At 68.8% G+C, this 23,294-nt stretch carries 21 protein-coding genes and 1 riboswitch; of the genes, 10 read left to right on the forward strand and 11 right to left on the reverse strand.

The genetic code is table 11. The features are described 5' to 3' along the window. Both IP92_RS04315 and IP92_RS04320 read left to right on the forward strand, forming a co-directional pair. Window positions 1-408: transposase (locus tag IP92_RS04315; protein ID WP_206752513.1), on the forward strand; the 408-nt coding region annotated here is incomplete at its 5' end. An 11-nt stretch (window positions 409-419) separates the two neighbouring features. Beyond that, entirely contained in the window at window positions 420-1,271 is an 852-nt protein-coding gene (locus IP92_RS04320) for an IS3 family transposase (RefSeq protein WP_229418681.1), read from the forward strand. A gap of 131 nt (window positions 1,272-1,402) precedes the next feature. Here IP92_RS04320 and IP92_RS04325 read toward each other — a convergent pair whose 3' ends face one another. Genes IP92_RS04325 through IP92_RS04340 form a run of 4 tightly spaced genes read right to left on the reverse strand, consistent with a single transcriptional unit; the run spans window position 1,403 to window position 4,765 of the window. After that, the gene (locus IP92_RS04325; RefSeq protein ID WP_145873329.1) at window positions 1,403-2,083 is read right to left on the reverse strand and encodes a hypothetical protein; all 681 of its coding nucleotides are present in this window, start codon (window positions 2,081-2,083) and stop codon (window positions 1,403-1,405) included. Next, window positions 2,080-3,042, reverse strand: coding sequence for an MlaD family protein (locus tag IP92_RS04330; protein ID WP_145873330.1), 963 nt, complete (start codon window positions 3,040-3,042; stop codon window positions 2,080-2,082). Before IP92_RS04330 ends, IP92_RS04325 begins: the two co-directional genes overlap by 4 nt. A 5-nt stretch (window positions 3,043-3,047) precedes the next feature. Next, window positions 3,048-3,881, reverse strand: coding sequence for an MlaE family ABC transporter permease (locus IP92_RS04335; RefSeq protein WP_145873331.1), 834 nt, complete (start codon window positions 3,879-3,881; stop codon window positions 3,048-3,050). A 29-nt stretch (window positions 3,882-3,910) separates the two neighbouring features. Next, on the reverse strand, window positions 3,911-4,765 hold the full coding sequence (locus tag IP92_RS04340) for a LysR family transcriptional regulator (RefSeq protein WP_145873332.1): 855 nt from the start codon (window positions 4,763-4,765) through the stop codon (window positions 3,911-3,913). 124 nt (window positions 4,766-4,889) lie between these two features. On the opposite strand from IP92_RS04340, the gene IP92_RS04345 reads away from it, so the two are divergent. Next, window positions 4,890-6,242 carry an MFS transporter gene (locus IP92_RS04345; RefSeq protein ID WP_145873333.1) on the forward strand — a complete coding sequence of 451 codons (1,353 nt, stop codon included), beginning with the start codon at window positions 4,890-4,892 and terminating at the stop codon, window positions 6,240-6,242. 18 nt (window positions 6,243-6,260) lie between these two features. Here the strand turns inward: IP92_RS04345 and ribB are convergent, their stop codons facing one another. Next, window positions 6,261-6,911, reverse strand: coding sequence for a 3,4-dihydroxy-2-butanone-4-phosphate synthase (gene ribB / locus IP92_RS04350; RefSeq protein WP_145873334.1), 651 nt, complete (start codon window positions 6,909-6,911; stop codon window positions 6,261-6,263). 122 nt (window positions 6,912-7,033) lie between these two features. Next, window positions 7,034-7,180: riboswitch (FMN riboswitch) on the reverse strand. Between the two features lie 99 nt (window positions 7,181-7,279). Here ribB and IP92_RS04355 point away from each other — a divergent pair. The 4 genes from IP92_RS04355 (at window position 7,280) to IP92_RS04370 (ending at window position 12,002) form a co-directional block, all read left to right on the forward strand. Next, entirely contained in the window at window positions 7,280-10,099 is a 2,820-nt protein-coding gene (locus tag IP92_RS04355) for a M16 family metallopeptidase (protein WP_145873335.1), read from the forward strand. A 472-nt stretch (window positions 10,100-10,571) separates the two neighbouring features. Continuing rightward, a complete protein-coding gene (locus IP92_RS04360) occupies window positions 10,572-10,847 on the forward strand; it encodes a hypothetical protein (RefSeq protein ID WP_145873336.1) in 276 nt (91 codons plus the stop codon). A 99-nt stretch (window positions 10,848-10,946) separates the two neighbouring features. Continuing rightward, window positions 10,947-11,492, forward strand: a complete 546-nt coding sequence (locus tag IP92_RS04365; protein WP_145873337.1) for an SRPBCC family protein — start codon at window positions 10,947-10,949, stop codon at window positions 11,490-11,492. A gap of 72 nt (window positions 11,493-11,564) precedes the next feature. Further along, the gene (locus tag IP92_RS04370) at window positions 11,565-12,002 is read left to right on the forward strand and encodes a hypothetical protein (protein WP_229418626.1); all 438 of its coding nucleotides are present in this window, start codon (window positions 11,565-11,567) and stop codon (window positions 12,000-12,002) included. Here the strand turns inward: IP92_RS04370 and IP92_RS04375 are convergent. After that, window positions 11,977-13,032 carry an AraC family transcriptional regulator gene (locus tag IP92_RS04375; protein ID WP_145873338.1) on the reverse strand — a complete coding sequence of 352 codons (1,056 nt, stop codon included), beginning with the start codon at window positions 13,030-13,032 and terminating at the stop codon, window positions 11,977-11,979. The genes IP92_RS04370 and IP92_RS04375 overlap by 26 nt on opposite strands. A gap of 82 nt (window positions 13,033-13,114) precedes the next feature. Here IP92_RS04375 and IP92_RS04380 point away from each other — a divergent pair, with 82 nt between their 5' ends. Genes IP92_RS04380 through IP92_RS04390 form a run of 3 tightly spaced genes read left to right on the forward strand, consistent with a single transcriptional unit; the run spans window position 13,115 to window position 17,870 of the window. Then, the gene (locus tag IP92_RS04380) at window positions 13,115-14,722 is read left to right on the forward strand and encodes an FAD-binding oxidoreductase (protein ID WP_145873339.1); all 1,608 of its coding nucleotides are present in this window, start codon (window positions 13,115-13,117) and stop codon (window positions 14,720-14,722) included. Further along, window positions 14,719-16,302, forward strand: coding sequence for a glycerol-3-phosphate dehydrogenase/oxidase (locus tag IP92_RS04385; RefSeq protein ID WP_145873340.1), 1,584 nt, complete (start codon window positions 14,719-14,721; stop codon window positions 16,300-16,302). The genes IP92_RS04380 and IP92_RS04385 overlap by 4 nt, the downstream gene beginning before the upstream one ends. Before the next feature lie 5 nt (window positions 16,303-16,307). Next, on the forward strand, window positions 16,308-17,870 hold the full coding sequence (locus IP92_RS04390; protein ID WP_145873341.1) for an FGGY-family carbohydrate kinase: 1,563 nt from the start codon (window positions 16,308-16,310) through the stop codon (window positions 17,868-17,870). A 9-nt stretch (window positions 17,871-17,879) separates the two neighbouring features. On the opposite strand, the gene IP92_RS04395 is transcribed toward IP92_RS04390, so the two are convergent. The 5 genes from IP92_RS04395 to IP92_RS04415 form a co-directional block, all read right to left on the reverse strand. Further along, window positions 17,880-19,262, reverse strand: coding sequence for a diguanylate cyclase domain-containing protein (locus IP92_RS04395; RefSeq protein ID WP_145873342.1), 1,383 nt, complete (start codon window positions 19,260-19,262; stop codon window positions 17,880-17,882). Between the two features lie 197 nt (window positions 19,263-19,459). Next, complete coding sequence (locus tag IP92_RS04400; RefSeq protein ID WP_145873343.1) at window positions 19,460-20,653, reverse strand: aminotransferase-like domain-containing protein; 1,194 nt, start codon at window positions 20,651-20,653, stop codon at window positions 19,460-19,462. Between the two features lie 117 nt (window positions 20,654-20,770). Beyond that, window positions 20,771-21,232 (reverse strand): RidA family protein, encoded by a 462-nt coding sequence (locus IP92_RS04405; RefSeq protein WP_145873344.1) that lies wholly within the window; start codon window positions 21,230-21,232, stop codon window positions 20,771-20,773. A gap of 88 nt (window positions 21,233-21,320) precedes the next feature. Beyond that, window positions 21,321-22,247: a DMT family transporter gene (locus IP92_RS04410; RefSeq protein ID WP_229418627.1), complete on the reverse strand. Its 927-nt coding sequence runs from the start codon at window positions 22,245-22,247 to the stop codon at window positions 21,321-21,323. Continuing rightward, window positions 22,244-23,221 carry a threonine dehydratase gene (locus IP92_RS04415; protein ID WP_145873345.1) on the reverse strand — a complete coding sequence of 326 codons (978 nt, stop codon included), beginning with the start codon at window positions 23,219-23,221 and terminating at the stop codon, window positions 22,244-22,246. Before IP92_RS04415 ends, IP92_RS04410 begins: the two co-directional genes overlap by 4 nt. Window positions 23,222-23,294 lie beyond the last annotated feature (73 nt).

The raw sequence follows: 23,294 nt of genomic DNA on the forward strand, positions 1-23,294 counted from the left end.
CTGAGGTGGTCCGGGTTTCGTGGACATCCTAAACAAGAGACAATACGTCTTGAGGAATCCATGACAATCAAACCATCCAATACCCCAACGGAAGATGCCGCCGCCGAGCGGCAGCATCGTTCTGTCTATACCAAAGAATTCAAGATCGCCGCTGTCGCTCGCCTGAAGGACGGCAAGCAGAGTGCCGAGTCGCTGGCCCTGGAGCTGGGGATCAGGCGCAACCAGCTGTACAAGTGGGCAAAGACGCTGGAGCAGAAAGGCACGGAAGGCAGTTTCAATGCGCGCGGGCGCAAACCGGCAAGCGAGGAAGACGAGGTAGTGCGCCTGCGGCGCGAGCTTGCCAATGCCAAGCAGGAGCTCGAAATCCTAAAAAAGTTCGACGTGTACTTGAAGCGGATGAAGCGGTAAAGTACGCGTGTATTGAAAAGTACAGGAAGCGGTACCCGGTGAAGGCGCTGTGCCGGGCGCTACGGGTCAGTCGGAGCGGCTTCTACGCCTCCCAACAACGGCTGCCGAGCCAGCGCAGCCAGGAAGATCAAGCTCTGCGCGCACACATCCTGCGCATCCATCAATCACATCGCCAAGCTCTTGGTGCGGTGAAGACTTGGAAGGTCCTGAAGGGGGAAGGAATTGACTGTGGCAAGCATCAGGTGGCACGCCTACGTCGACTCGACGGTATTGAAGCGTCGCGCAAAGCCAAGTTCCGAGTCATGCACGCCCATCAGCATACAGAGCCACCAGCCCCAGACTTGCTCAAGAGAGCGTTTATGGTGCCGATGCCGAACAAAGTCTGGGCCGCCGATATCACGACCATCAACACGCGCGAAGGATGGCTGCATCTAGCCATTGTGCTGGACCTGTTTGCGCGTCGTGTCGTCGGCTGGGCGATGAGCGCTCGACAGAATGCAGACCTGCCAATTGCGGCCATGATAATGGCATTTGATCAGCGTCAGCCGGCCGCAGGACTGATCTGCCACACCGACCAAGGCTCCGTGTATGGGTCGAAGGACTACCGCACCATGCTCGAGGAGCACGGCGTACGACCAAGCATGAGCCGGCGCGGCAACTGCCACGACAACGCCGTGGTGGAGAGCTGGTTTTCCACAGTGAAGAACGAACTAACCCGTCACCGCATCTTCGCCACCAGAGCAGCAGCCATCGCCGAAATCTCCGATTACATCGAGCTGTACTACAATCTGCGGCGGCCCCACCAAACGCTGGGCTACCGCAGTCCAATCGAAGTCGAAAAACGGCACGCGATGCCAAATTAGACTGTCTACGGAATCCGGGCTATCTCAGACTGTCCCTCGTTTTCGGAAATATTTCCTGAATCGAGGGACAGTCCCCGGATTTGGGAAATGTTTCTCAAAAACGGGGTCTGACCCCGATTCTGGGAAATGTTTTAGCGGGTTCCGACGAGGGCGATGCGGCGGCGGATGCGGGCCGCTTCGGTGGGATCGCCGGCTTTTTCCGCGCGCAGGGCCTGGACGTTCAGCCACGCCAGCAGCGGGCGGCGCCAGCCCTGGTCGGATGCCGTGTCGATCGCCTGGGCGATCAGCTCCGGCGTCGCGCGGTTTGCCTTGAACAGCGCACCGGCGGCGACCAGTTGCGATAGCGGGTCGGCGATGCCTTTGACGGCGCTTGCCGCGGCCTGGTCGGAGCCGGCCGCGTGGACGGCGCGCTGCGGTTCCGGCAGCAGCGCCGCGTCGGCCGGGGTGGCGCGGCCGGCCAGGTAGTTCGCGTAGGCGACGTCCGCCGGTGTCGCATCGGCCCGCAGCGCGTCGAAGCCGGCGCAGTCGTCGAACACCAGCGCGGCGGTGCGCGCGGCGCAGCGGATCAATTCGGCGCGGATGACGAGGTCGATCTTGCCGGTCGCGGCGATCTGGTCGCGGGCGCGCGCGAACTCCGTCTTCTCGATCAGGTCGCGGCCGTCCATGTAGGCGGCCGTCGTGCGCTCCAGCGAGCTTTGCGCGTTCATCTTCCAGTCGGGCACCGGCGGCCCGCTGCTGCAGGCGGACAGCGCACACAGGACAACAACGGCAGCGGCAGCGGCGGCGGCGCGGGGCAGGGCGAGTCGTTTCATGGCAGCTTGATCTCCGTCTCGCGCTTGAACGGCCACTTGCGATTGATCTCGTTGACGAGCTGTTCGATCTTGCGCAGGTTGCTGTCGATGTCGGCGCGCAGTGCGCCCAGGTCTTCCGTTGCGACGCGGGCGTTCTTGCCGACCGCCTGCGCCTCTTCCAGCACCGCATCCATCTTCTTCAGGCTTTGCCGCGCATCGGCCAGCAGGCCGTTCAGCTGCACGATCGCCGCCTGCGCATCGTTGGCGACGCCCTTGTCGCCAAAGACCTTCGCATCGGCATTGCCCACCAGCCGGTCGGCGCGCACGATCAGCGCGTTCGCGTTGGCCAGCAGCTCGCGCGCCTTCTGGTCTTCGCCGGCGATCAGGCCCATCGCGCCGCCCGGACCATTGAGCTTCTCGGTGACGCCCTGCACGTTCTTCAGGCTCATGCCGAGCGCGGAGTCCTGCGACGTCAGCGCCGAGACGTTGGCGAGGATCTCCTGCGCGGCCGACAGCAGCCGCGGAATCTCGGCGGCCACGTCGCCCACCAGCAGCGGGCGCTCGGCCGCTTCCGGCAGCGGCGGGTCGGTGGGGATGCCGGTGAACGCGCGCAGTTTGGCGCCGCCGACGATGCCTTTTTCCAAGGTGAAGATGCTGCTCGTGCGCAGCCAGTGCGCATCCTTCTTCGGCACGTCCACCAGCACGCGCGCCTTGCCTTCGCGCGACAGCTCGATGCTACGCACGCGCCCGATCGGGAAGCCGGCGAACGTGACGTCCATGCCGACGGCCACGCCTTCCGAGTCGTCGGCCGTCAGCACGACGCGTTGCGTGGCCTCGAACGCGCCGCGCGCATACATCAGGTACAGCGCCGCGCCGGCGATCAGTACCACCATCAGGATCAGGAGCAGAGCCGCCTTCAGTTCGGCGTTGCGCACCGGCGCCGGCTCGGCAGGGGCGGGGGGAGTCGTCGTATCGGTCATGTGTTTCAGTAGTAGTTGCCCATCAGGGAGGCGGCTTCGATCAGCAGCAGCACGGAGAACATCCGCACCATGTCGGCCAGCCCGTGCGTCACGCGCAGCCGCGCCGCGAACGGGTTGGCCGCCGCATCGTAGTACGACGACGCCAGCGGGATGATGCCGACGGCCAGCGAGAAGAAGCCGATCTTCAGCAGCAGGATCAGCGACACGGCCGGATTGAAGATCTGGCCGACGACGCGGGTATAGCCCGGCAGCGCATACGGCGTGAAGCCGTAGATGACGAGATAGGCCAGCACCAGCGTCAGGATGCAGCTGACGGCGGCCAGCAGCCACACGGCGAAGATGCCGGCCGCGGCGCGCGGGAAGAACTCGCGCCGCAGCGCTTCCCCCGCGCTGACGGCCGGCCCGGCCGATCCCTGCGGTGCCGCGGCGGCCGCCGCGAGCCGGCGCTGCGCGAACTCCACCCCGGCCGGCAACGTGCTGCGCAGCGCGACGAACAGGGCGGCCGTCAGCGGGATCAGCTCCAGCACGAGCACGCGCACGACCATCTCCAGCGCGTAGCCGGACAGGCCGTACGACAGCGCCGTGACGACGACGATGCGGATGATGACAAGGCTGATCAGCGCGGACAGCACGCAGAACCACACGAGGTTCGGCGCCGTGCCGGTCACCAGGTGGCTGGCCAGGTTGGCGCGGTTGTCGCGCCGGTACGTGGACGGGTGGACGCCCCGGGCCAGGATCAGCGCCGCGAACTGCAGCAGGCGCCACCAGCTGGTGAGCCATACGATGGTGGAGCGGTGCAGCCGTGTCAGCGCGGGGAAAAGCGATGCATGGGTGATCATATTGTGATCTTAGCATCCCGCGCGCATCGTCATGGCACCGATTCGACGATCGCGTCCGCCACCGCCCGCACGCGCGCGCTGCGCGCCAGGTCGCCGTGCATCACCAGGTACATGTCGTAGCGGTGCTCCTTGCCCGGGAAGATGCGCACCAGCCGCGGGTCCTGCTCGGCCATATGGATCGGCAGCTCGGCGATGCCGATGCCCAGGCGCGCCGCCTCCAGCAGCATCAGCCCCGTGTTGACCTCCAGCGCGACGCGCGCACCGGCCACCGGCATGCCGGCCACGTGGCTCGCCTGGCGCGGCGCCACCGAAGCGTGGTAGATCAGCAGGTCGTGCCCGGCCAGGCCACCGTCCGGCATGCCGCACCGCTGCAGGTAGGCGGTGCTGGCGTACAGCCCGGAGGCGCGGTTGGCCAGGTGGCGCGAGACAAGGTCCGGGTCGGTGGGTTTCAGCGTGCGCACGGCCAAATCGGCCTCGCGCCGGGTCAGGTTGGATACGGTTGTCGTTGTGTGGAGCACCACGCGGATGTCCGGGTGCCGTTCATGCAGGAGGCGCAGCGCGTCCAGCACGAAATGCTGCGCCATCGTGTCGGTCGTCGCGAGCCGCACGACGCCGGACAGCCGGTGGTCGATGCCCTGCATCTCGCGCTCGAGCTGGTGCGCCGCCTGCTCCATCTTCTCGGCCGAGCGGGCCGCCGCCTCGCCGGCCGGCGTCGGCACATAGCCGCCGGGCGTGCGCAGGAACAGCTTCGCGTGCAGCGCCGTCTCCAGCGCCGCCAGGCGACGGCCCGCCGTCGCCTGGTCGATGCCAAGGCGAGCCGCGGCGCCGCGCAGCGTGCCGGCGCGGTAGATCCCCAGGAAGATCCTGGCGTCGTCCCAATCCATCCTGCCTCCCCGATACGGACCATGATGCATTTTTGCATCACGGCGCTGATGATATGCGTCTTTACCGCATCAGGCAAGGGGGCTACGATGCCTTCCCGTCATTGTTATCTTCACAGGAGTGCCCATGTTGCTGTTCACCCTCGCCATCGGTTTCGTGATGGCGATGATCGACGTGACGGCCGTGAACACGGCCCTGTCGCACATCGCCGCCGACCTGCAGGTGCCGCTGGACGGCCTGGTCTGGGTCGTCGACGGCTACACGCTGACGTTCGCCGCGCTGCTGCTGGCCGGCGGCGGCCTGGCCGACCGCCTCGGCCCGAAGCAGACCTACCAGGGCGGCCTCGCCGTGTTCGTGCTGGGTTCCGCGCTGTGCGCACTGGCGCCTTCCGGCGCCGCGCTGGTCTGGGCCCGGCTGCTGCAGGGCTGCGGCGCGGCGCTGTTCATGCCCAGCTCCCTCGCGCTGCTGACCCACGCGGAGGACGACGAGCGCCGCCGCGCGAAGATGTTCGGCGTATGGGCCGCGATCGTCAGCGCGGCGGCCACCATCGGCCCGCTGGCCGGCGGCGTGCTCGTCGAAACGTTCGGCTGGCGCAGCATCTTCTGGATGAATGTTCCGCTGGGTGTGCTGGGCATCGCGCTGGCGCAGGCCAGGGCCCCGGCGCCCGCGCCGCACGACCGGCCGCTGGGCATCGTCACGCACTTTTATGGCGTGGCCGCGCTGGGCGCGCTGGCATTCGCGCTGATCGAAGGGCCGGTACTGGGATGGACTTCTCTGCCCGTCGCCGCGGCGCTGGCCGGCGCCGTGCTGGCGGCGGTGCTGCTGGTGCAGCGCGAACGGGCCAGCGCGCAGCCGGTGCTGCCGCGCGCGCTGTATGCGCTGCCGCCGTTCCGTGCCGGCGTGCTGACGGGGCTGGCGATCAACTTCGGCTCGTTCGGCCACCTGTTCGTCGTCAGCCTGCTGCTGCAGCAGGCGCATGGCATCGGCGCGCTCGGCACCGGCCTGGCGATCCTGCCGATGACGGCGGCGGCGGGCGTGTCGAACGTGCTGTCCGGCCGCGTCATCGCGGCACGGGGCGCACGCCTGCCGCTGCTGGTGGGGATGGGGGGCGGCGCGCTCGCCGCTTTCCTGCTGATGCAGGCGGGGGGCGCCACGCCGCCGTGGCTCGTCGTTGCGGGCGGCACCCTGATGTTCCTCGCGATCGGCTTCGCGATTCCGGCGATGACGTCGACGGTGATGCAGGCCGGCGGCAAGGCCCATGCGAGCGCCGCCGGTGCTGCGCTGAACGCCAACCGCCAGGTCGGCGCACTGCTTGGCGTGGCCGCCGCGGGAACCGTGCTGCATGCCGTCGAGGCGTGGGAACTGCGCCTGACGATCGCCTACGCGGCCTTCGCCATCGGCTATGCGATTGCGTGGCTGGCCGTGTTCCACAACGTGCAGCCGGCGCGTGCCGCCGCGCCGGCCCTCGTCACCGAGTAATCGGGCAAGCAGGCACCTTCAGCCGTGGCGCTTGCGCCACTCGATCATCTCGGCGATCGTCAGGATCGGCATGCCGTGTTCGCGGGCGAACGCATCGATCGCGTCGCCGCGCATCATCGTGCCGTCCGGGTTCATCAACTCGCACAGCACGGCGGCCGGGTTCAGGCCCGCCATGATCGCGAGGTCGACGGAACCTTCCGTGTGGCCGGCACGCGCGAGCACGCCGCCGGGCGACGCGCGCAGCGGAAACACGTGGCCGGGCCGCACCAGGTCTTCCGGCCGCGCATCGGCCGCGGTGGCGGCGCGGATCGTCGTCACGCGGTCGGCCGCGGAAACGCCCGTCGTCACGCCGTGGCGCGCTTCGATCGACACGGTGAACGGCGTGCCGTAGCGGCTGCCGTTCTCCGCCGCCATCGGCGGCAGCTGCAGCTCGCGCACGCGGTCCGCCGTCAGGCACAGGCACACGATGCCGCTGCATTCGCGGATCAACAGGGCCATCGTCTCGACGGTCAGCTTGTCGGCGGCGACGATCAGGTCGGCCTCGTTCTCGCGGTCGAAGTCGTCGAGCAGGATCACCGGCACGCCGGCGCGCATCGCGTCGAGCGCGGCGTCGATACGGGCGTCGAGATCGGTGGGACAGATAGGGGTGGTAACTTCTTGAACAGACATTGAAACGCTCCTCGCATGGCGAAAAACGCATCAGGGCAAACGCTACGCACGCGCCGGCACGGGCGGCAGGACGCCGCACGTGGCCAGCACGAGAGAACCCGGGTGCCGGGGCACACGGGTGCGTACATCTTCTTTCATCCGGACTATACCGTCGGCCCTGGCCTCGCACCAGGTCTGCTGACCCCACCGCATGCGGTGGGCGCTCGCGGGCTCGGCTTCGTGGAAGCCATACCGCCGGTGGGGAATTTCACCCCGCCCCGAAGACGTATTGATTGAACCCGTCGCACCATGCGACGGGCGGGGCGATTGTAGCAGGGCTTTGCGGTTCTGGTGTATCGTGGCGCATTTCCACCGTCCGGACCCGCGCCATGAAGCTCACCACCCTCAGACTCGCTGCCGCAACGGCCTTGCTCGGCGTGGCGCTGCTGGCCGAGGCCGCGCCGCTGCCGGCACCGGGCGACACGCTGCCCGTCGCGCCGTACGCGAAGGTGGGCCGGCTGCCCAACGGGCTCACGTACTACATCCAGAAGAATGCCCGTCCGGAGAAGCGGCTCGAGCTGCGCCTCGTCGTGAAGGCCGGTTCGATCCTCGAGGACGACGACCAGCGCGGCCTGGCGCACTTCACCGAGCACATGGCGTTCAACGGCTCCACGCATTTCAAGCGCCATGAACTGATCTCCTACCTGCAATCGATCGGCGTGAAGTACGGCCGGGACCTGAACGCCTACACGAGCTTCGACGAGACGGTGTACATGCTGCCGATTCCCACCGATTCGAAGGAGGCGGTGGCGAAGGGCTTCCTGGTGCTGGAGGACTGGGCCCACGGCATCACGTTCAACGACGCCGACATCGACAGCGAACGCCCCATCATCCTGGAAGAGCTGCGGCTCGGCCGCGGTGCCAACGACAGGATGAACCAGGTGCTGTTGCCGAAACTGTTCAACGGCTCGCGCTATGCCGAGCGCCTGCCGATCGGCAAGGCCGACGTGCTGCGCACATTCAAGCCGGAAGCGATCCGGCGCTTCTACCAGGACTGGTACCGGCCCGACCTGATGGCGGTGATCGCGGTGGGCGACATCGACCCGCAGGAAGCGGAAAAGCTGATCAAGGCGCACTTCGGCAAGCTGAAGAACCCGGACAATCCGCGCCCGCGCGAGTACGCGGCGATCCCCGAGCGCAAGGTATCCGAAGGGCTCGTGATCACCGACCGCGAGGCCGCCGCGGACGTGCTGTACATCCGCTATCCGATCGTGCCGCACGCGGAAGACCCGACGTATGGCGGCTACCGCAAGGACCTCGTCGAGAAGCTGTACGGCATGATGCTGAGCCAGCGGATGATCGAGCTGACGCAGCAGGCCGACCCGCCGTTCATCCAGGGCGGCAGCGGCATGGGCAAGGTGGTGCGCGGCCACCGCTCGTTCTCGATCTCGGCGCTGCTGGGCAAGGGCGGCTACGTGCCGGCCGTGAACGCGCTGGTGCAGGAGGATGAACGGGCGCGCCAGTTCGGCTTCACGCCGTCGGAACTGGAACGGGCCAAGCGCACCATGCTGCGCAATTACGAGCGCATGTACGCGGAGCGCGACAAGTCCGACTCCGGCGCCTTCGTGGCGGAGTACGTGCGCAACTTCCTCGAAGGCGAGCCGATGCCGGGCATCGAGAACGAGTACGCGTATGCCCAGGCGCTCATTCCCGGCATCACGCTGGACGAGGTGAACGCCGCCGTGCGCCAGGCCATTCCGTTCGACGACAAGAAGCTCGTGATCCTGATGGGCAGCCTGAAGGACACCCCGGCGCCGGCGGCGGCCGATCTGCTGGCCGCCATCGATACAGCCCGCAAGGTGCCGGTGACGGCGCGCGCGGACAAGGCCTATGCCACCAGCCTGGTCGACAAGCCGCCCGCACCGGGCCGCATCGTCGCCGAGACGGAAGACAAGGTGCTCGGCACCACGGAGCTGACGTTGTCGAACGGCGTCAAGGTGGTGCTGAAACCCACCGACTTCCGCAACGACCAGGTGCTGATGAGCGCCGTACGCTTCGGCGGCCAGTCGCTGTTCGGCGTGGAGGACGTGTTCAATGCCCGCTATGCCGGCGCGCTGGCGGCGCAGATGGGCGTGGCGAACTACGCGCCGGCGGACTTGCAGAAGGTCCTGGCCGGCAAGAGCGTCACGGCTGGCGCCGTGCTGGGCGAACTGACCGAAGGCGTGGGCGGCAGCGCGGGCAGCGCCGACCTGGAGACGTTGCTGCAACTGACCTGGCTGAAGATGACGCAGCCGCGCCGCGACGAGGCGCTGTTCAACTCCTTCGTTGGCCGCCAGCGCGACCTGGCGCGCAATGCGCTGGCGCGGCCGGAAGCGGAATTCGCCGAAGCCATCCGCGCCGCGCTGTACGGCGACAATCCACGCGTGCCCCGTGCCCCGCGGCCGGAGGACTTCGACAAGGTGCAGCTCGACCGCGTGCAGCAGGTTTACCGCGAGCGCTTCGCGAGTGCGAAGGGCATGGTGTTCCTCCTCGTCGGCAACTTCGATCCCGTCAAGGTCAGGCCGCTCGTCGCCACCTGGCTCGGATCGCTGCCGACGCCGGACATTCCGGTCGCCTACCGCGACCTGGGCGTGCGGCCCGTGCGCGGCGTCGTCAGGAAGGAAGTCCGCCGCGGCAAGGAAGCCAAGAGCAATGTGTCGATCACGTTTACCGGCACCACGGAATTCTCGTTGGCGGAACAGATGCGCATGCAGGCGCTCGTCGAGGTGCTGAACCTCAAGCTGACCGAGGTGCTGCGCGAGCAGCTCGGCCTGATCTACGGCGGTGGCGCCAGCGGCGCGGTCGCGCGGCTGCCGTATGCCCACTACACGGTGGGCCTGGGCATGCCGTGCGGCCCGGAGAACGTGGACAAGGTCATCGCCGCCGCGTTCGCGGAGATCCGCAAGCTGCAGGAGGCCGGGCCGGACGCGGACGACCTGGCCAAGGTAAAGCAGAACTGGCTGACGAACCAGCGCCGCGCGCTGCGCGAGAACGGCTACTGGCTCAGCGAGCTGCAGACGGCGCGGCTGAATGGCGACCCGCCCGGCAGGTTCCTCGAGTACGAGCAGCGCGTTGCCGCGCTGACGGCGGCGGACGTGCAGGCGGCCGCGCGGCGTTATTTCGACTTTGAAAACTACGTGCAGGTCGTGCTGTATCCCGAAGCCAAATAGCAAATCGTCGAACGAACTCCGCATGGTTGCGCTAATGGTTGCGATGAGTGGTCGCAATGAGTAGTCGCAATGAGTGGTCGCGTTACAGCCGGCCATGCCGGTGTTTCGTATTTGCCGCCATCGGCCGTGGCAAATAATCCGCATGCGCGGCCGTGATACTCCCGGGTATTGCCATCAAAATCTCCGTGCGTCGTCCGATAAAAGTCGCGGATTAATTGAAACGCCATCCGAAACGGTGTGTGCGAGAATGCCGACGCCTGTCGCATCGCGGCATGGTTGAGCAGCAATGGCGCTTGCGTCGGGCACCTGGATCGACGAAGATGTATTGATCGATGGGCGCCCCTGGCGGCTGCGAAAATGTCCAAGACAAGCTCGCGTGGTTTGAATGCCCGGCGCCGGCTTTTATAAACAACGACTCAAGACAGCGGTATTGCGATCGACTACCTGAATATTTTCGTCATAGGTGGGAAATATGATCAGCTTGCCATACCTGACACTCGGCCTCGCCGTCGCGGCGGGCTTTCTCGCGCTGTCGCTCAGCCTGCTGAGCACGCCGACCTACCTGGTGGTGTTCATTGCGACGATCGCCTCGGGCTTGCTGGCGGCCGGCTGCGCCGTGTATTTCTTCCGCGCTAAATCCCCGCTGGCGCTGGTTGCGCTGATTCCCGGCCTGCTGGGGGCCTATGTGGTGGCGGACTTGTTTGTCCGGCTGCTGCTCGGCGTACGCCTGCTTGACCTTATCGAATGAGCTGCCGGAACGACGGCGGCGCGCACGTGTGGGAACGCGGCTTGACTGCCGCGCAGCCCGTGCTAGCCTTGACCCGTCCCGCAACGTCAGGAGAGCGTCATGTGGAAGAGGGTCCTGCTCGCATTCATCGTCATCGTCGCCATCGTCGTCGGCCTCGCGCTGCTGCAACCCGCGACGTTCCGGGTCGAGCGCAGCGCATTGGTCAAGGCGCCGCCGGAGAAGGTGTTCGGCTACCTGGACGACTTTCACCAGTGGCCCGTGTGGTCGCCGTGGGAACGGCTCGATCCGGCGATGCGGCGCACGTTCAGCGGGCCGCCGAAAGGGCCGGGCGCCGTCTACGCGTGGAACGGCAACGACGACGTGGGCCAGGGCCGCATGGAGATCGTGGCGAGCCGCCCGCCCACCACGCTGGCGATCGCGCTGGATTTCGTCAAGCCGTTCAAGGCCCATAACGACGTGCGCTTCGTGCTGCAGCCGCGGCCCGAGGGCACGCTCGTCACGTGGACGATGTCCGGCGACAGCCCGTTCGTGCTGAAGCTCATCGGCGTGTTCGCCAGCGCCGACCAGATGGCCGGTCCCGATTTCGAACAGGGCCTGGCCTACCTGAAGGAAGCGGCCGAGGCGCCGCGCGGGCAAACGCCGTAACGCCGGCTGGCAAGGGGAAAATGGCGCCGGCGCGACGGCGCTATACTGGGCCCTCTGCCTGCGGGAGTCATCATGAAGATATTGCCGTATTGCGCCGTTGCCGCGCTTGCCGCGTGCCACCTTGCCGCCGTCTCTTCCGCCAGCGCCGCGCCGCTGCGCGCGGACCATCCGATCGTCGGCGCGTGGCGCCTCGAGCTCGATGACGCCTGCGTCGAAATCTACCGCATCGGGCGCGACGGCCATGCCCGCATCACCAGTGCCGAGGAAGTGGCGGAGGCGGAATTCCAGATCGACGACGAGCCGGGCGCGGACGGTTTCTACGCGTCCGTCAACCGCATCGTCAAGGACAACGGCAAGCGCGATTGCGCCGGCCAGGTCACCCAGCCGGGGCAGGCGATGCCGGCGTTCATCCTGTTCCATCCATCCGGCGACCAGTTGCTGATGTGCCGCGACCGCAACACGCGCGCGTGCATCGGCCCGCTGGTCAGGATACCGACGCAGGACATCTGAGCGCCTCGCGGTAAGCGCCCGGCGTGACGCCGGCCCAGTCGCGGAACGCATGGCTGAACGCACTCTGTTCGCCATAGCCCAGCAGGAATGCGATATCCACCAGCGACAGTTCCGGCCGCGCCAGGTAGCCGCGCGCGAGGTCGAAGCGCACGCCGTCCAGCACCTGCTGGAAGCTGGTGCCGGCGTCGGCCAGCTTGCGTTGCAGCGTGCGCGGCGTGACCGCCAGTTGCGTGGCGATCGCTGCCAGCTTCGCGCCGCCATGGGCCAGGTTCGCCGTCAGCGCAGCGCGCACCTGCGCCGTCACGGCCGGCACCTGGCGCAACCGCAGCAGTTCATCGGCATGCTGGCGCAGCAGCGGGTACAGGCTCGTATCCGCGTTCGGCACCGGCAATGCCAGCAGCGCCGCGTCGAAGCGGGCCGCGTTGCCGGCGGCGCCGAAGCGGGGCAGCGTGCCGAACACGCGCACGTACTCCGCATGGCCGGCGGGATCGCCGCCATCGTGGACCAGCTCCAGCGCGTTGGCCGGCAGGTCGGCGCCCGTCAGCCAGTTGCCGAACACGCGGATGCCGGCGAATACGCTGTCGATCAGGTGGCGGTGCGGCGCGCCGGCGCTGTGCCAGCGATAGTGCGCCTCGGCGCCGTCGACGGTCAGCGTGGAGCGGCCCAGGTCATGCGCCAGCGCTTCGTAACGCAACGTCTGCTCGAACACCTGGCCGATATCGCGGCAGCTCAAGAGGATCATGCCGTACACCGTGTAGGTGCCGGGCCGCACCCGCTCGCCCACGTGCAGGCCGAAATGCGGATCGCCCGTCAGCGCGGCGCCGGCGTCCAGCAGGCCGGGATAGGCATCGGCCGGCAAGTGATCGGGCAGCGGGGCCAGCGCGCCAGCCGGCAAGCCCGCCTGCGCGGCCAGCGCGGCCGCATCGACGCCGCGCGCGGCCGCCGTTTCCAGCAGCGGTTGCAGGTAGGAGCCGGCGACGCGCGGGGTCGTGCCGGCCGCGCTGGCGTGTTCGAACAAGACGGTTGTCATGAATGCGCAAGACCGTTGGAGGTTGGCGGCGTAAGCTGCGGCAGTATAGCAATCACGAGACTCACAAGCACGGGGAGCGGCAATGCGCAGATGGAACGGCTGGGGCGACGAGGCGGTCGAGCACGTGCTGCACGAGGGCGCGCTGGCGTTTCTCGCCGGCCGGCTGGGGGCAGGGACGCCATTTCCGGATGCGACGTTCGAAGCGGTGTGTGCCGAGGTGCCTGCAAGCCGCCTGCCGCCGCACCGGCTGGTCGTCACCGATGCCGCCACGCGTGTGCGCCATGCTCACGGCCAGAGCCTGCCGGACTGGCTGCGGCTGCGCTACGGCCGCGTGGGCCCGGTGCCGGACGGCGTCGCGTACCCGGAAGGGACGGGCGACGTGCGCGAGCTGCTCGATTACGCGCGTGCATATGGCATCGCACTCATTATCCATGGCGGCGGCACCAGCGTGGCGGGCCATTTGTCCGTGCCCGACGGCCGCGCCGTGCTGGCGGTGAACATGACGCGCATGCGCCGCCTGCTGGCGCTGGACAGCACTGCGCAGCTGGCCACGTTCGGGGCGGGCGTGCTGGGCCCGGACCTGGAGGCGCAGCTGCGCACGCACGGCTATGTGCTGGGGCACTATCCGCAATCGTTCGAGTACTCTACCCTGGGCGGCTGGATCGCCACGCGCTCGTCCGGCCAGCAGTCGCTGCGCTACGGCCGCATCGAGCAGCTGTTCGCGGGCGGCACCGTGGAAACGTTCGGCGGCACGCTGCGCATTCCCGCCTTTCCCGCCTCCGCGGCCGGCCCGGACCTGCGTGAACTCGTACTGGGCTCGGAAGGACGGATCGGCGTGATCACCGAGGCCACCGTGCGGGTTTCCCCGCTGCCGGAGCGGGAGGCATTCCACGCGGTGTTCTTCGCGGATTGGGAGGCCGCCATCGGCGCTGCGCGCACGCTGGCGCAGGCGCAGAGGACCACGGGCCTGTCGCTGCTGCGGCTGTCAAACGCGGTGGAGACGGAGACGATGCTGGCGCTGGCCGGCCATGCGCGCGCCGTCGGCCTGCTGCAGGCGTGGTTGCGGTTGCGCGGCTGCGGCACCGGCAAGTGCATGCTGCTGGTCGGTGCCAGCGGCAGCCGCGCGCAGGTGCGCCATGCGCTGCGCCAGGCGCTGGCCGCTTGCCGCGCACATGGAGGCGTGCACGTGGGCAGCAGGTTGGGCGACAAATGGCGCCAGGGCCGCTTTCGCAACGTCTACCTGCGCAACACGGCGTGGCGGCATGGCTATGCGATCGACACCGTCGAGACGGCCGTCGGCTGGGGCGGCGTGACGGACATGATGACGGCCATCGAAGCGGCGGCGCGGCAGGCGCTGGGCGCCGCAGGCGAACCGCTGCATGCCTATACGCATCTATCGCACGTTTATCCGCAAGGGGCCAGCGTGTACACGACGTTCGTGTGGCGGCTGGCCGGCGACTTCGACGCGGACATGGCGCGCTGGCGCGCGGTGAAGGATGCCGCGAGCGGGGCGATCGTCGATGGGGGCGGCACGATCAGCCACCAGCATGGCGTGGGCACGGATCACGCGCCCTGGCTGGCAGCGGAGAAAGGCGCGGCCGGCATCGCCGCGCTGCGCGCCGTGCTGACGCACTTCGATCCGCAGGGCCTCTGCAATCCGGGCAAGCTGCTGATGGAGGAGGGGGGATGAACGGCGCGCACTGGAGCCCCGGGCCGCGCGACCTCGATCGCGTGCTGGCGCAGCAGTGGGACTTGCTGGTCGTCGGCGGCGGCATCACGGGTGCCGGCGTGCTGCTGGAAGCGGCGCGCCGCGGCCTGAAGGCGTTGCTGGTCGAGCGGCGCGACTTCGCGTGGGGCACGTCGAGCCGCTCGTCCAAGCTCGTGCACGGCGGCCTGCGCTACCTGAAGGAAGGGCGCTTTGCGCTGACGCGCGAAGCGGTACGCGAGCGGGAGGCCTTGCTGGCGGGCGCGCCCGGCCTCGTCGAACCGCTCGGCTTCGCGCTCGGCGCCTATGCGGGGCGCAAGCCGGGCCGGCACGCGCTGCTGCTGGGCCTTGCGCTGTACGACCGGATGGCGGGCCAGCGCGCGCGCCATTGGCACGGGCGCGACGAGTTCCTCACGCTGGCGCCGGGCATCGCGACGGCCGGCCTGCGCGGCGGCATCTGCTATCGCGATGCGCGCACGGACGACGCCCGTCTCGTGCTGCGCGTGCTGCAGGAAGCGCAGCGCCTCGGCGGCACGGCGTTGAACTACGTGGCCGTCACCCAGGCCGATGGTGGACGTGCGCTGCTCAGCGACCAGGCCGGCGGCGGCAGCGCGACGGTACGTGCGCGGCTGATCGTCAACGCCACCGGCGCCGCGGCCGATGCGCTGCGGCCCGGCCCGCGCCGCATCCGGCCGCTGCGCGGCAGCCACCTCGTGCTGCCGGCGTGGCGCCTGCCGCTGGCGCAGGCCGTCAGCCTGATGCACCCGGCCGACGGCCGGCCCGTGTTCGCGTTCCCGTGGGAAGGCGCGACCCTGGTGGGCACGACGGACCTCGACCACGCCGGCGACCTGGCCCGCGAGCCGTCGATCACGCAGGCGGAAGCGGATTACCTGCTGGCCGCGCTGCGCTGGCAATTCCCCACGCTGGGGCTCGGCGAAGACGACGTGATCGCCACGTTTGCCGGCGTGCGCCCAATCGCGGGCACCGGCGTGGGCACCGGCGCCGCCGACCCGTCGAAGGAAGCGCGCGAGCATGCGCTGTGGCGCGACGACGGCATGCTGACGGTCACGGGAGGCAAGCTGACGACGTTCCGCGCGATGGCGCTGGACGTGCTGCGCGCGGCCCGTCCCGCGCTGCCCGGCTGGCATGCGGATCTCGCTCCCGGGCCCGTGTTCGCGCCCGTCGCACCGCCAGGCGACCGCCGCCTGCCGCCGGGCCAGGCGCGCCGGCTGGCCGGCCGCTATGGCGCGCACGCGGCGGCCCTGGTCGGTGCGGCCGCGGACGACGAACTGGAGACGATCGCCGGCACCGACACCTTGTGGGCCGAGCTGCGCTGGGCCGCCCGCCATGAAGCCGTGCGGCACCTGGACGACCTGCTGCTGCGCCGTACCCGCCTGGGCATCCTGCTGCGCGACGGCGGCGGCGCCCACGTGCTGGCGCGGGTACGGGCGATCTGCAAGCCGGAGCTGGGCTGGAGCGATGCGCGCTGGGCGTCCGAACACGCCGCGTATCTGGCATTATGCGCATCCCACCACAGCCTGCCGGCACGCCGCCGCACTCCCTGATGCCCATGCCGGAATCCTGCTTGCTCGCGATCGATAACGGCACGCAGAGCGTGCGCGCGCTGCTGTTCGACCTGGCCGGCAACCTGCTGGCGAAAAGCCAGGTGCCGCTGCAACCATACTTCGCGATCCAGCCCGGCTGGGCCGAACACGATGCGGAAGGCTACTGGCAAGCCGTCTGCACGGCCTGCCGCCAGCTGTGGGAGGCGGAACCGGCGCTGCGCGCCCGTGTTGCGGGCGTGGCGGTGACGACGCAGCGGGGCACCGTCGTCAACGTCGATGCCGACGGCAAGCCGTTGCGGCCCGCGATCACGTGGCTGGACCAGCGCCGCACGGACCAGGTGCCGCCATTGGGGCCACTGTGGCGCGCGGCATTCCGGCTCGCGCGCGTGGACCGCACCGTGCGCTACTTCCAGCGCGAGGCGGAGATCAACTGGATCGCCGCGCACCAGCCGGACGTGTGGCGGCGCACGCACAAGTTCCTGCTGCTGTCCGGTTTCCTGAACTGGCGCTTGTGCGGCCGCTTCGTCGATTCGACCGGTTCGCAGGTCGGCTACGTGCCGTTCGACTACCGCCGCCACCGCTGGGCGGCGTCGCGCGACTGGAAGTGGCAGGCGCTCGCGCTGCGGCCGGACATGCTGCCCGAGCTGGCGCCGCCCGGCACCGTGATCGGCACCGTGACGCCGGCGGCGGCCGCGGCGACCGGCATTCCGGCCGGCCTGCCGCTGGTCGCCGCGGCGGCCGACAAGGCCTGCGAGGTGATCGGCGCCGGCGGCCTGGCGCCGCACATCGGCTGCCTGTCGTACGGCACCACGGCAACGATCAACACGACCACCCCGAAATACGTCGAGGTCACGCCGTTCATCCCGCCGTATCCGGCCGCGCTGCCGGGCGCGTACAGCACCGAGGTGCAGATCTTCCGCGGCTACTGGATGGTGAACTGGTTCAAGGAGCAGTTCGGCGACCGCGAAGAGGCGTGCGCGCAGGAACGGGGCGTGGCGCCGGAAGCGCTGTTCGACCGGCTCGTCGAGGCCGTGCCGCCCGGCGCGATGGGCCTGATGCTGCAGCCGTACTGGAGCCCAGGCGTGCGCGTGCCGGGGCCGGAAGCGAAGGGCGCGATGATCGGCTTTGGCGACGTGCACACACGAGCCCACATGTACCGCGCGATCCTGGAAGGGCTGGCGTACGCGCTGCGCGAGGGCAAGGAGCGCATCGAGCGGCGCAGCGGCACGCGCATCACGCAGCTGCGCGTGGCCGGCGGTGGCTCGCAGAGCGACGCGGCGATGCAACTGACGGCCGACATCTTCGGCCTGCCGGCCGTGCGCCCGCACGTGTACGAAACGTCGGGCCTCGGTGCGGCGATCGCGCTGGCCGTCGGGCTTGGGCTGCATGCGGACTTTGCCACGGCGATCGGGGCGATGACGCGGCCCGGCCGCGCGTTCACGCCGGACCCGGCGCACAGCGGGATCTACGAGCAGTTGTACCGGCGCGTGTACCTGCGGATGTACCGGCAGCTGCAGCCGCTGTATGAGGAGATCGCGGCGATCACGGGGTACCCGGAGCGCCGCTGACCCCAGTCGTCAACGGTGTGCCAGCGTGCGCAACGCCTCGATGCCGTCGTCGCCCGGCCGTGTCGCCCGCACCTGATTGCGGCCGCCTTCCTTGGCCGCATACATGGCCCGGTCGGCTGCGACGAACAGCGTTTCGATGTTGTCGAGCTGCGTCGGGTGCATCGTGGCGACGCCGATGCTGACGGTGATCCAGGCCGACGTCGGCGACTTCGGGTGCGGCAGGCGCAGCTCCTCGATGTGGGCGCGGATCGACTCGGCCAGGTTGGCGGCGGCGTCCAGGTCCGTTTCGGCAAACAGCAGCACGAATTCCTCGCCGCCGTAGCGCGCCGCCAGGTCCGTCACGCGCAGCGCATGCGTGCCGATCGCCTGCGCGACCTGCCGCAGGCATACGTCGCCGCCCGCATGGCCCAGCGTGTCGTTGTACAGCTTGAAGTGGTCGACGTCGAGCACGACGAGCGACAGCGGCGCGCCGGTACGCAGCGCGCGCTGCCATTCCTTCTCCAGGAAGCTGTCGAAGTGGCGCCGGTTGGCGATCTTCGTCAGCGGGTCGACCATCGCGGCGCGCTGCAGCGCATCCTCGGACAGCTTGTGGTGCGTGATGTCGTGCAGCAGGCCGATGAACAGCGGCTGGCGCAGGAACATCGGCGTCAGCGTCAGGTCCATGCAGACGGACTGGCCGTGCTTGTGCCGGATGATCACCTCGCGCGTGCCGTGGCTGTGCGCCTCCGTCGGGTTGGCGGCGTAGCGCGCGAAATAGTCCAGGTACTCTTGAGCGACGAGGGGATTGAGCAGGTCCCCGATGTAGCGGCCCGCCAGCTCGTTCGCGCCATAGCCCAGGTACTGGTCGCAGGCCGGATTGGTAAACTGGATGCGGCCGTTCGCCTCGATGATCAAGAGGCCTTCGGCCATGTTGTCGACGATCGTGCGCAGCCGCTCCGCCTGCTCCTGCTGGGTCTCGCTGCTGGCGCGGATCTGCAGCTGCGTGCGCACGCGGGCGCATACCTCGTCCAGCGACAGCGGCTTGCGGATGTAGTCGACGGCGCCCAGGTCGAAGCCGGCCACCACGTCGTGCGTCTCGGTGCGCGCGCTGACGAAGATCACGGGGATGCGCTGCGTGACGGGATGCGCTTTCAGCTGGCGGCACGTCTCGTAGCCGTCCATGCCGGGCATCATGATGTCGAGCAGGATCAGGTCCGGGTGCACGCGCCGTGCCAGCTCCAGCGCGCGTTCGCCGGACTGCGCGACGAACGTCTGGTATCCGTGCGCGGCCAGCTGCGCGCGCAGCGTGGCCAGGCTGTCGGGAGCGTCGTCGACGATCAGGATCGCCGCGTCGCGCCGGCCGGTCGGGCCTGAGTCGCGCGCGGCGTTGCCTACACTTCCAGGTAGATCCATGCTGGCATTGTTCCAAGATGACTATGCTGAAATCATACCTTTAGGAAATATAAAAAGGGTTGTAAAAAGGTTTGCATTGGACAAAAAGAGACGTAGTGTTACCTCCCGTCCACGCCGCCCGGTAACGATTCCAGTTCCCATAAGAAAAAAGCCTTTCCGACTTGCATTGGAAAGGCCAGACGCGGCGCGGGCGGCGCTTACATGCGCGTGGCGATCAGCTTGCCGAGGATCGCGATGCCCTGGCGGATGCGCTCCGGCGGCACGGTGACGAACGACAGGCGCAGCGTGTTCGTTTCCGGCTCGTTCGCGTAGAACGGCGCGCCCGGTACGAACGCGACCTTTTGCTTGATCGCTTCGTCCAGCAGTTCCATCGCGTTGATGTGCTGCGGCAGCGTGACCCAGATGAACATCCCGCCCTGCGGCTTGGTCCACGTGGCGCCGGCCGGGAAGTGCTCGGCCATCGCGTCCAGCATCGCCTGGCACTGGTTGCCGTACAGTTCGCGGATCGTCGGGATGTGCTGGTCGAGGAAGCCGTCCTTGACCACTTCGTGCACGACCATCTGCGTCAGCTGCGCGGTGTGCAGGTCGGCCGCCTGCTTGGCCAGCTCGAGGCGGCGCACCAGCGGCAGCGGGGCGACGACGTAGCCCAGGCGGATGCCCGGGGTCAGCACCTTCGAGAACGAACCCATGTAGATGACGCCGTCCGGGTTCATCGCGACCATCTTCGGCATCGGCGCGCCGCTGTACGACAGCGCGCCGTACGGATCGTCCTCGATCAGCGGCAGGCCGATGCGGGCGCACGTCTCCACCAGTTCCTGGCGGCGCGCGATCGACAGTGTGCGGCCGGTCGGGTTCTGGAAGTTCGGCAGCGAGTACAGCAGGCGCGCGCCCTCGGCGACGGGAGCGATCGACGCGGGCACGAGGCCGTCGTCATCCGTCTGCACGGACGCGAATTCCGGACGGTACACGGAGAACGCCTGTAACGCACCCAGGTAGCTCGGCGTCTCGACCAGCACGCGGCTGCCTTCGTCGATCAGCACCTTGCCGAGCAGGTCCAGCGCCTGCTGCGAGCCGGACACCATCAGCACCTGTTCCGGCACGATCTTCGCGCCGTCCTTCGAGAGCGAATCGGCGATCCACTGGCGCAGCGGCATGTAGCCGTCCGTCGGCCCGTACTGCAGCGCGGTCTTGCCCGTGGTGGTCAGCACCTTGTCGAACGCCGCTTTCATCACGTCCACCGGGAAGGTGGCCGGCGACGGCAGGCCGCCCGCGAACGAGATGATCTCCGGCTGCTGCGTGATCTTCAGGATCTCGCGGATGAACGAGCTTTGCAGCTGCTGGGCGCGTTCGGAAAAGCGCCACTGGATCGGGTTGGGGTTTTCGATTTTCATACGTCTCTCTCTCGGAAATAGGGTGGGCGGCGCCCGACCACGGACAAGCGCGCTTGTGGCGGCTCATGAAGGGCGGCGCCGGGTAGGCACCGCCCGTGTATCTGGATGGCGCTGCGCTTATGCGATCTCGGCGATCAGTTCGATCTCCACGCACGCGCCGCGCGGAATCTGCGCCACGCCGAAGGCGGAGCGCGCATGCTTGCCGGCCTCGCCGAACACTTCGCCCAGCAGTTCGGAGCAGCCGTTCGTGACGAGGTGCTGGTCGGTGTAGTCGGGCGTCGAGTTCACGAGGCTCATCACCTTGACGATGCGCTTGACGCGATTCAGGTCGCCGCCGCACGCTTCCTGCAGCGTGCCGATCAGGTCGATCGCGATGGCGCGCGCGGCCTGCTGGCCTTCGACCGTGGCGATGTCCTTGCCCAGCTGGCCGGCCCACACGGAGCCGTCCGGCTTCTTCGCGATGTGGCCTGAGATGAACACCAGGTTGCCCGTCTGGACGTACATGACGTAGGCGGCAACCGGGGCGGCGGGCGCGGACAGCGTGATATCGAGCGACTTCAGTTTTTCGTAAACGGACATTTCGTCTCCATGATTCGGTTCGGCCGCCGTTGCGGCAAGACCGGTATTGTACGACCTGGCGGGCGGGCCAGCGAGCCTTCCGCCCGCCTCAGACCTTCCCGGGCCGCACGGCCATCCGGCGGCCCAGCGCCACGGTGGCCAGCACCGCCAGCGCGAAGCCCAGGTGAGTTGCCTGCAGCGGCTCGCCCAGCACCAGCGCGGCGCCGAACAGCGACAGGAACGGCTGCAGCAGCTGCACCTGGCCGACGCGGGAGACGCCGCCCTGCGCCATGCCGCGGTACCAGAACACGAAGCCGACGAACATCGAGAACACACCGGTGTAGGCAAAGCCCGCCCATGCGGCGGCACTGGCGGCGGCGAGCGCGGCGCCGTGCTGCCAGCACTGCCACATCGTCAGCGGCAGTGCGACCGGCAGCGACAGCAGCAGTGCCCAGCCGATCACCTGCGTGCCGCCCAGCGTGCGCGCCAGCCGGCCGCCCTCGGCGTAGCCCATGCCGGCGCACAGCACGGCACCGAGCATCAGCACGTCGGCCAGGTGCAAGGTGCCGCCGCTTTGCGACAGCGCGAAGCCGATCACGAGGCTCGAGCCCAGCAGGGCGGCGCACCAGAAGCCGGCCGACGGGCGCTCGTGGCCGCGCAGCGCGGAACACAACGCCGTCACGAGCGGCAGGATGCCGACGAGGACGGCGCCGTGCGACGCCGGCAAGGTGCGCATCGCGAACGACGTCAGCAGCGGGAAGCCCAGCACGCAGCCGAACGCCACGCCCGCCAGCGCCGGCAACTGGGCGCGCGCCGGCAGCGGCGCGCGTTGCCACCACAGCCAGGCTGCGGCCAGCAAGGCGGCGACGACGGCCCGGCCCACCGTGACGAACAGCGGATCGAGGCCGGCCACGGCGAGCCGCGTGAACGGCAACGTCAGGCTGAAGATCGCCACGCCGGCAAGGCCCAGCAGCATGCCGCCCGTCTCCGCGCTGCGCGTGACGGTCGGGATGCGCGTGACGGCGGGCGCGCTCATGGCGAGTCCTCGGCCAGCACGCCGCGCAGCACGGCCGTATCGATGTTCGATCCCGTCAGCGGCAGCCCGAGCACGCGGCCGCGCACGCGCGGGTCGTCCCGGCGTTGCAGCGCGGCGGCAAGCGCCGCGGCGGCGGCGCCTTCGGCGACATTGTGGGTGGCCCGGTAGTACAGCCGGATCGCCGCCGCGACCTCGGCTTCGGTGACAGCGACGACGTCATCCACATGCTCCACCAGCACGTCGACGGTTTCCTGCGGCAGCACGCGGCAGGCGACGCCGTCGGCGATCGTCGGCCCGACCGCGGCCTCGACGACGCGCTTTTGCTGCCACGACAGCAGTGCCGCCGGTGCCTGCGCGGAGACGACGCCGATGATGCGCACGTCGCGGTCCAGCGCCTGCCGCGCCGCGGCCGCACCGGCGATGCCGGAGCCCTGGCCGATCGGCACGAACACCGTGCGCACGTCGGGACAGGCGCGCAGCAGTTCGAGCCAGCCGGTGGCCACGCCGGCGACGAGGTCCGGGCCGTACGAGGGCACCAGTTGCAGCGCGTCGCGTTCGGCCAGCAGGATCGCGTGCTCGCGCGCGGCCTGGAAGTCGTCGCCATGCTCGATCAGCTGCGCGCCGAGCGCGCGCATCGACGCGTTCTTTTCCACGCTGTTGCCATGCGGGACAACGATCGTCAGCGCCACGCCGGCGCGGCGGCAGGCCAGCGCCAGCGCCTGGCCATGGTTGCCGCGGGTGGCCGACACGAGGCCGCGGATGTCCGGCTGGCGCCGCGCCAGCCGCTGCACGTACACCTGCCCGCTGCGGGCCTTGAACGTGCCGATCGGCGTATGGTTCTCGTGCTTGATCCAGGCCCGGGTGCTCAGCGCCTCGTCCAGCAGGGGCCAGTTGTATTGCGGGGTGGGCGGCATCGCCTGGTACACGGTGGCGGCGGCGGCTTCGATGTCGGCAAGGTCGGGGAGGCGCGTCATGGCTTGGCTTTCGTGGTGGGATGGGTGTATCGTAGAGCAAGTGACCAGTACAGCGCCTATACACTTTCCCGCA

This window comes from Pseudoduganella flava (genome assembly GCF_007830495.1).
GTDB classification, from domain to species: domain Bacteria; phylum Pseudomonadota; class Gammaproteobacteria; order Burkholderiales; family Burkholderiaceae_D; genus Rugamonas; species Rugamonas flava.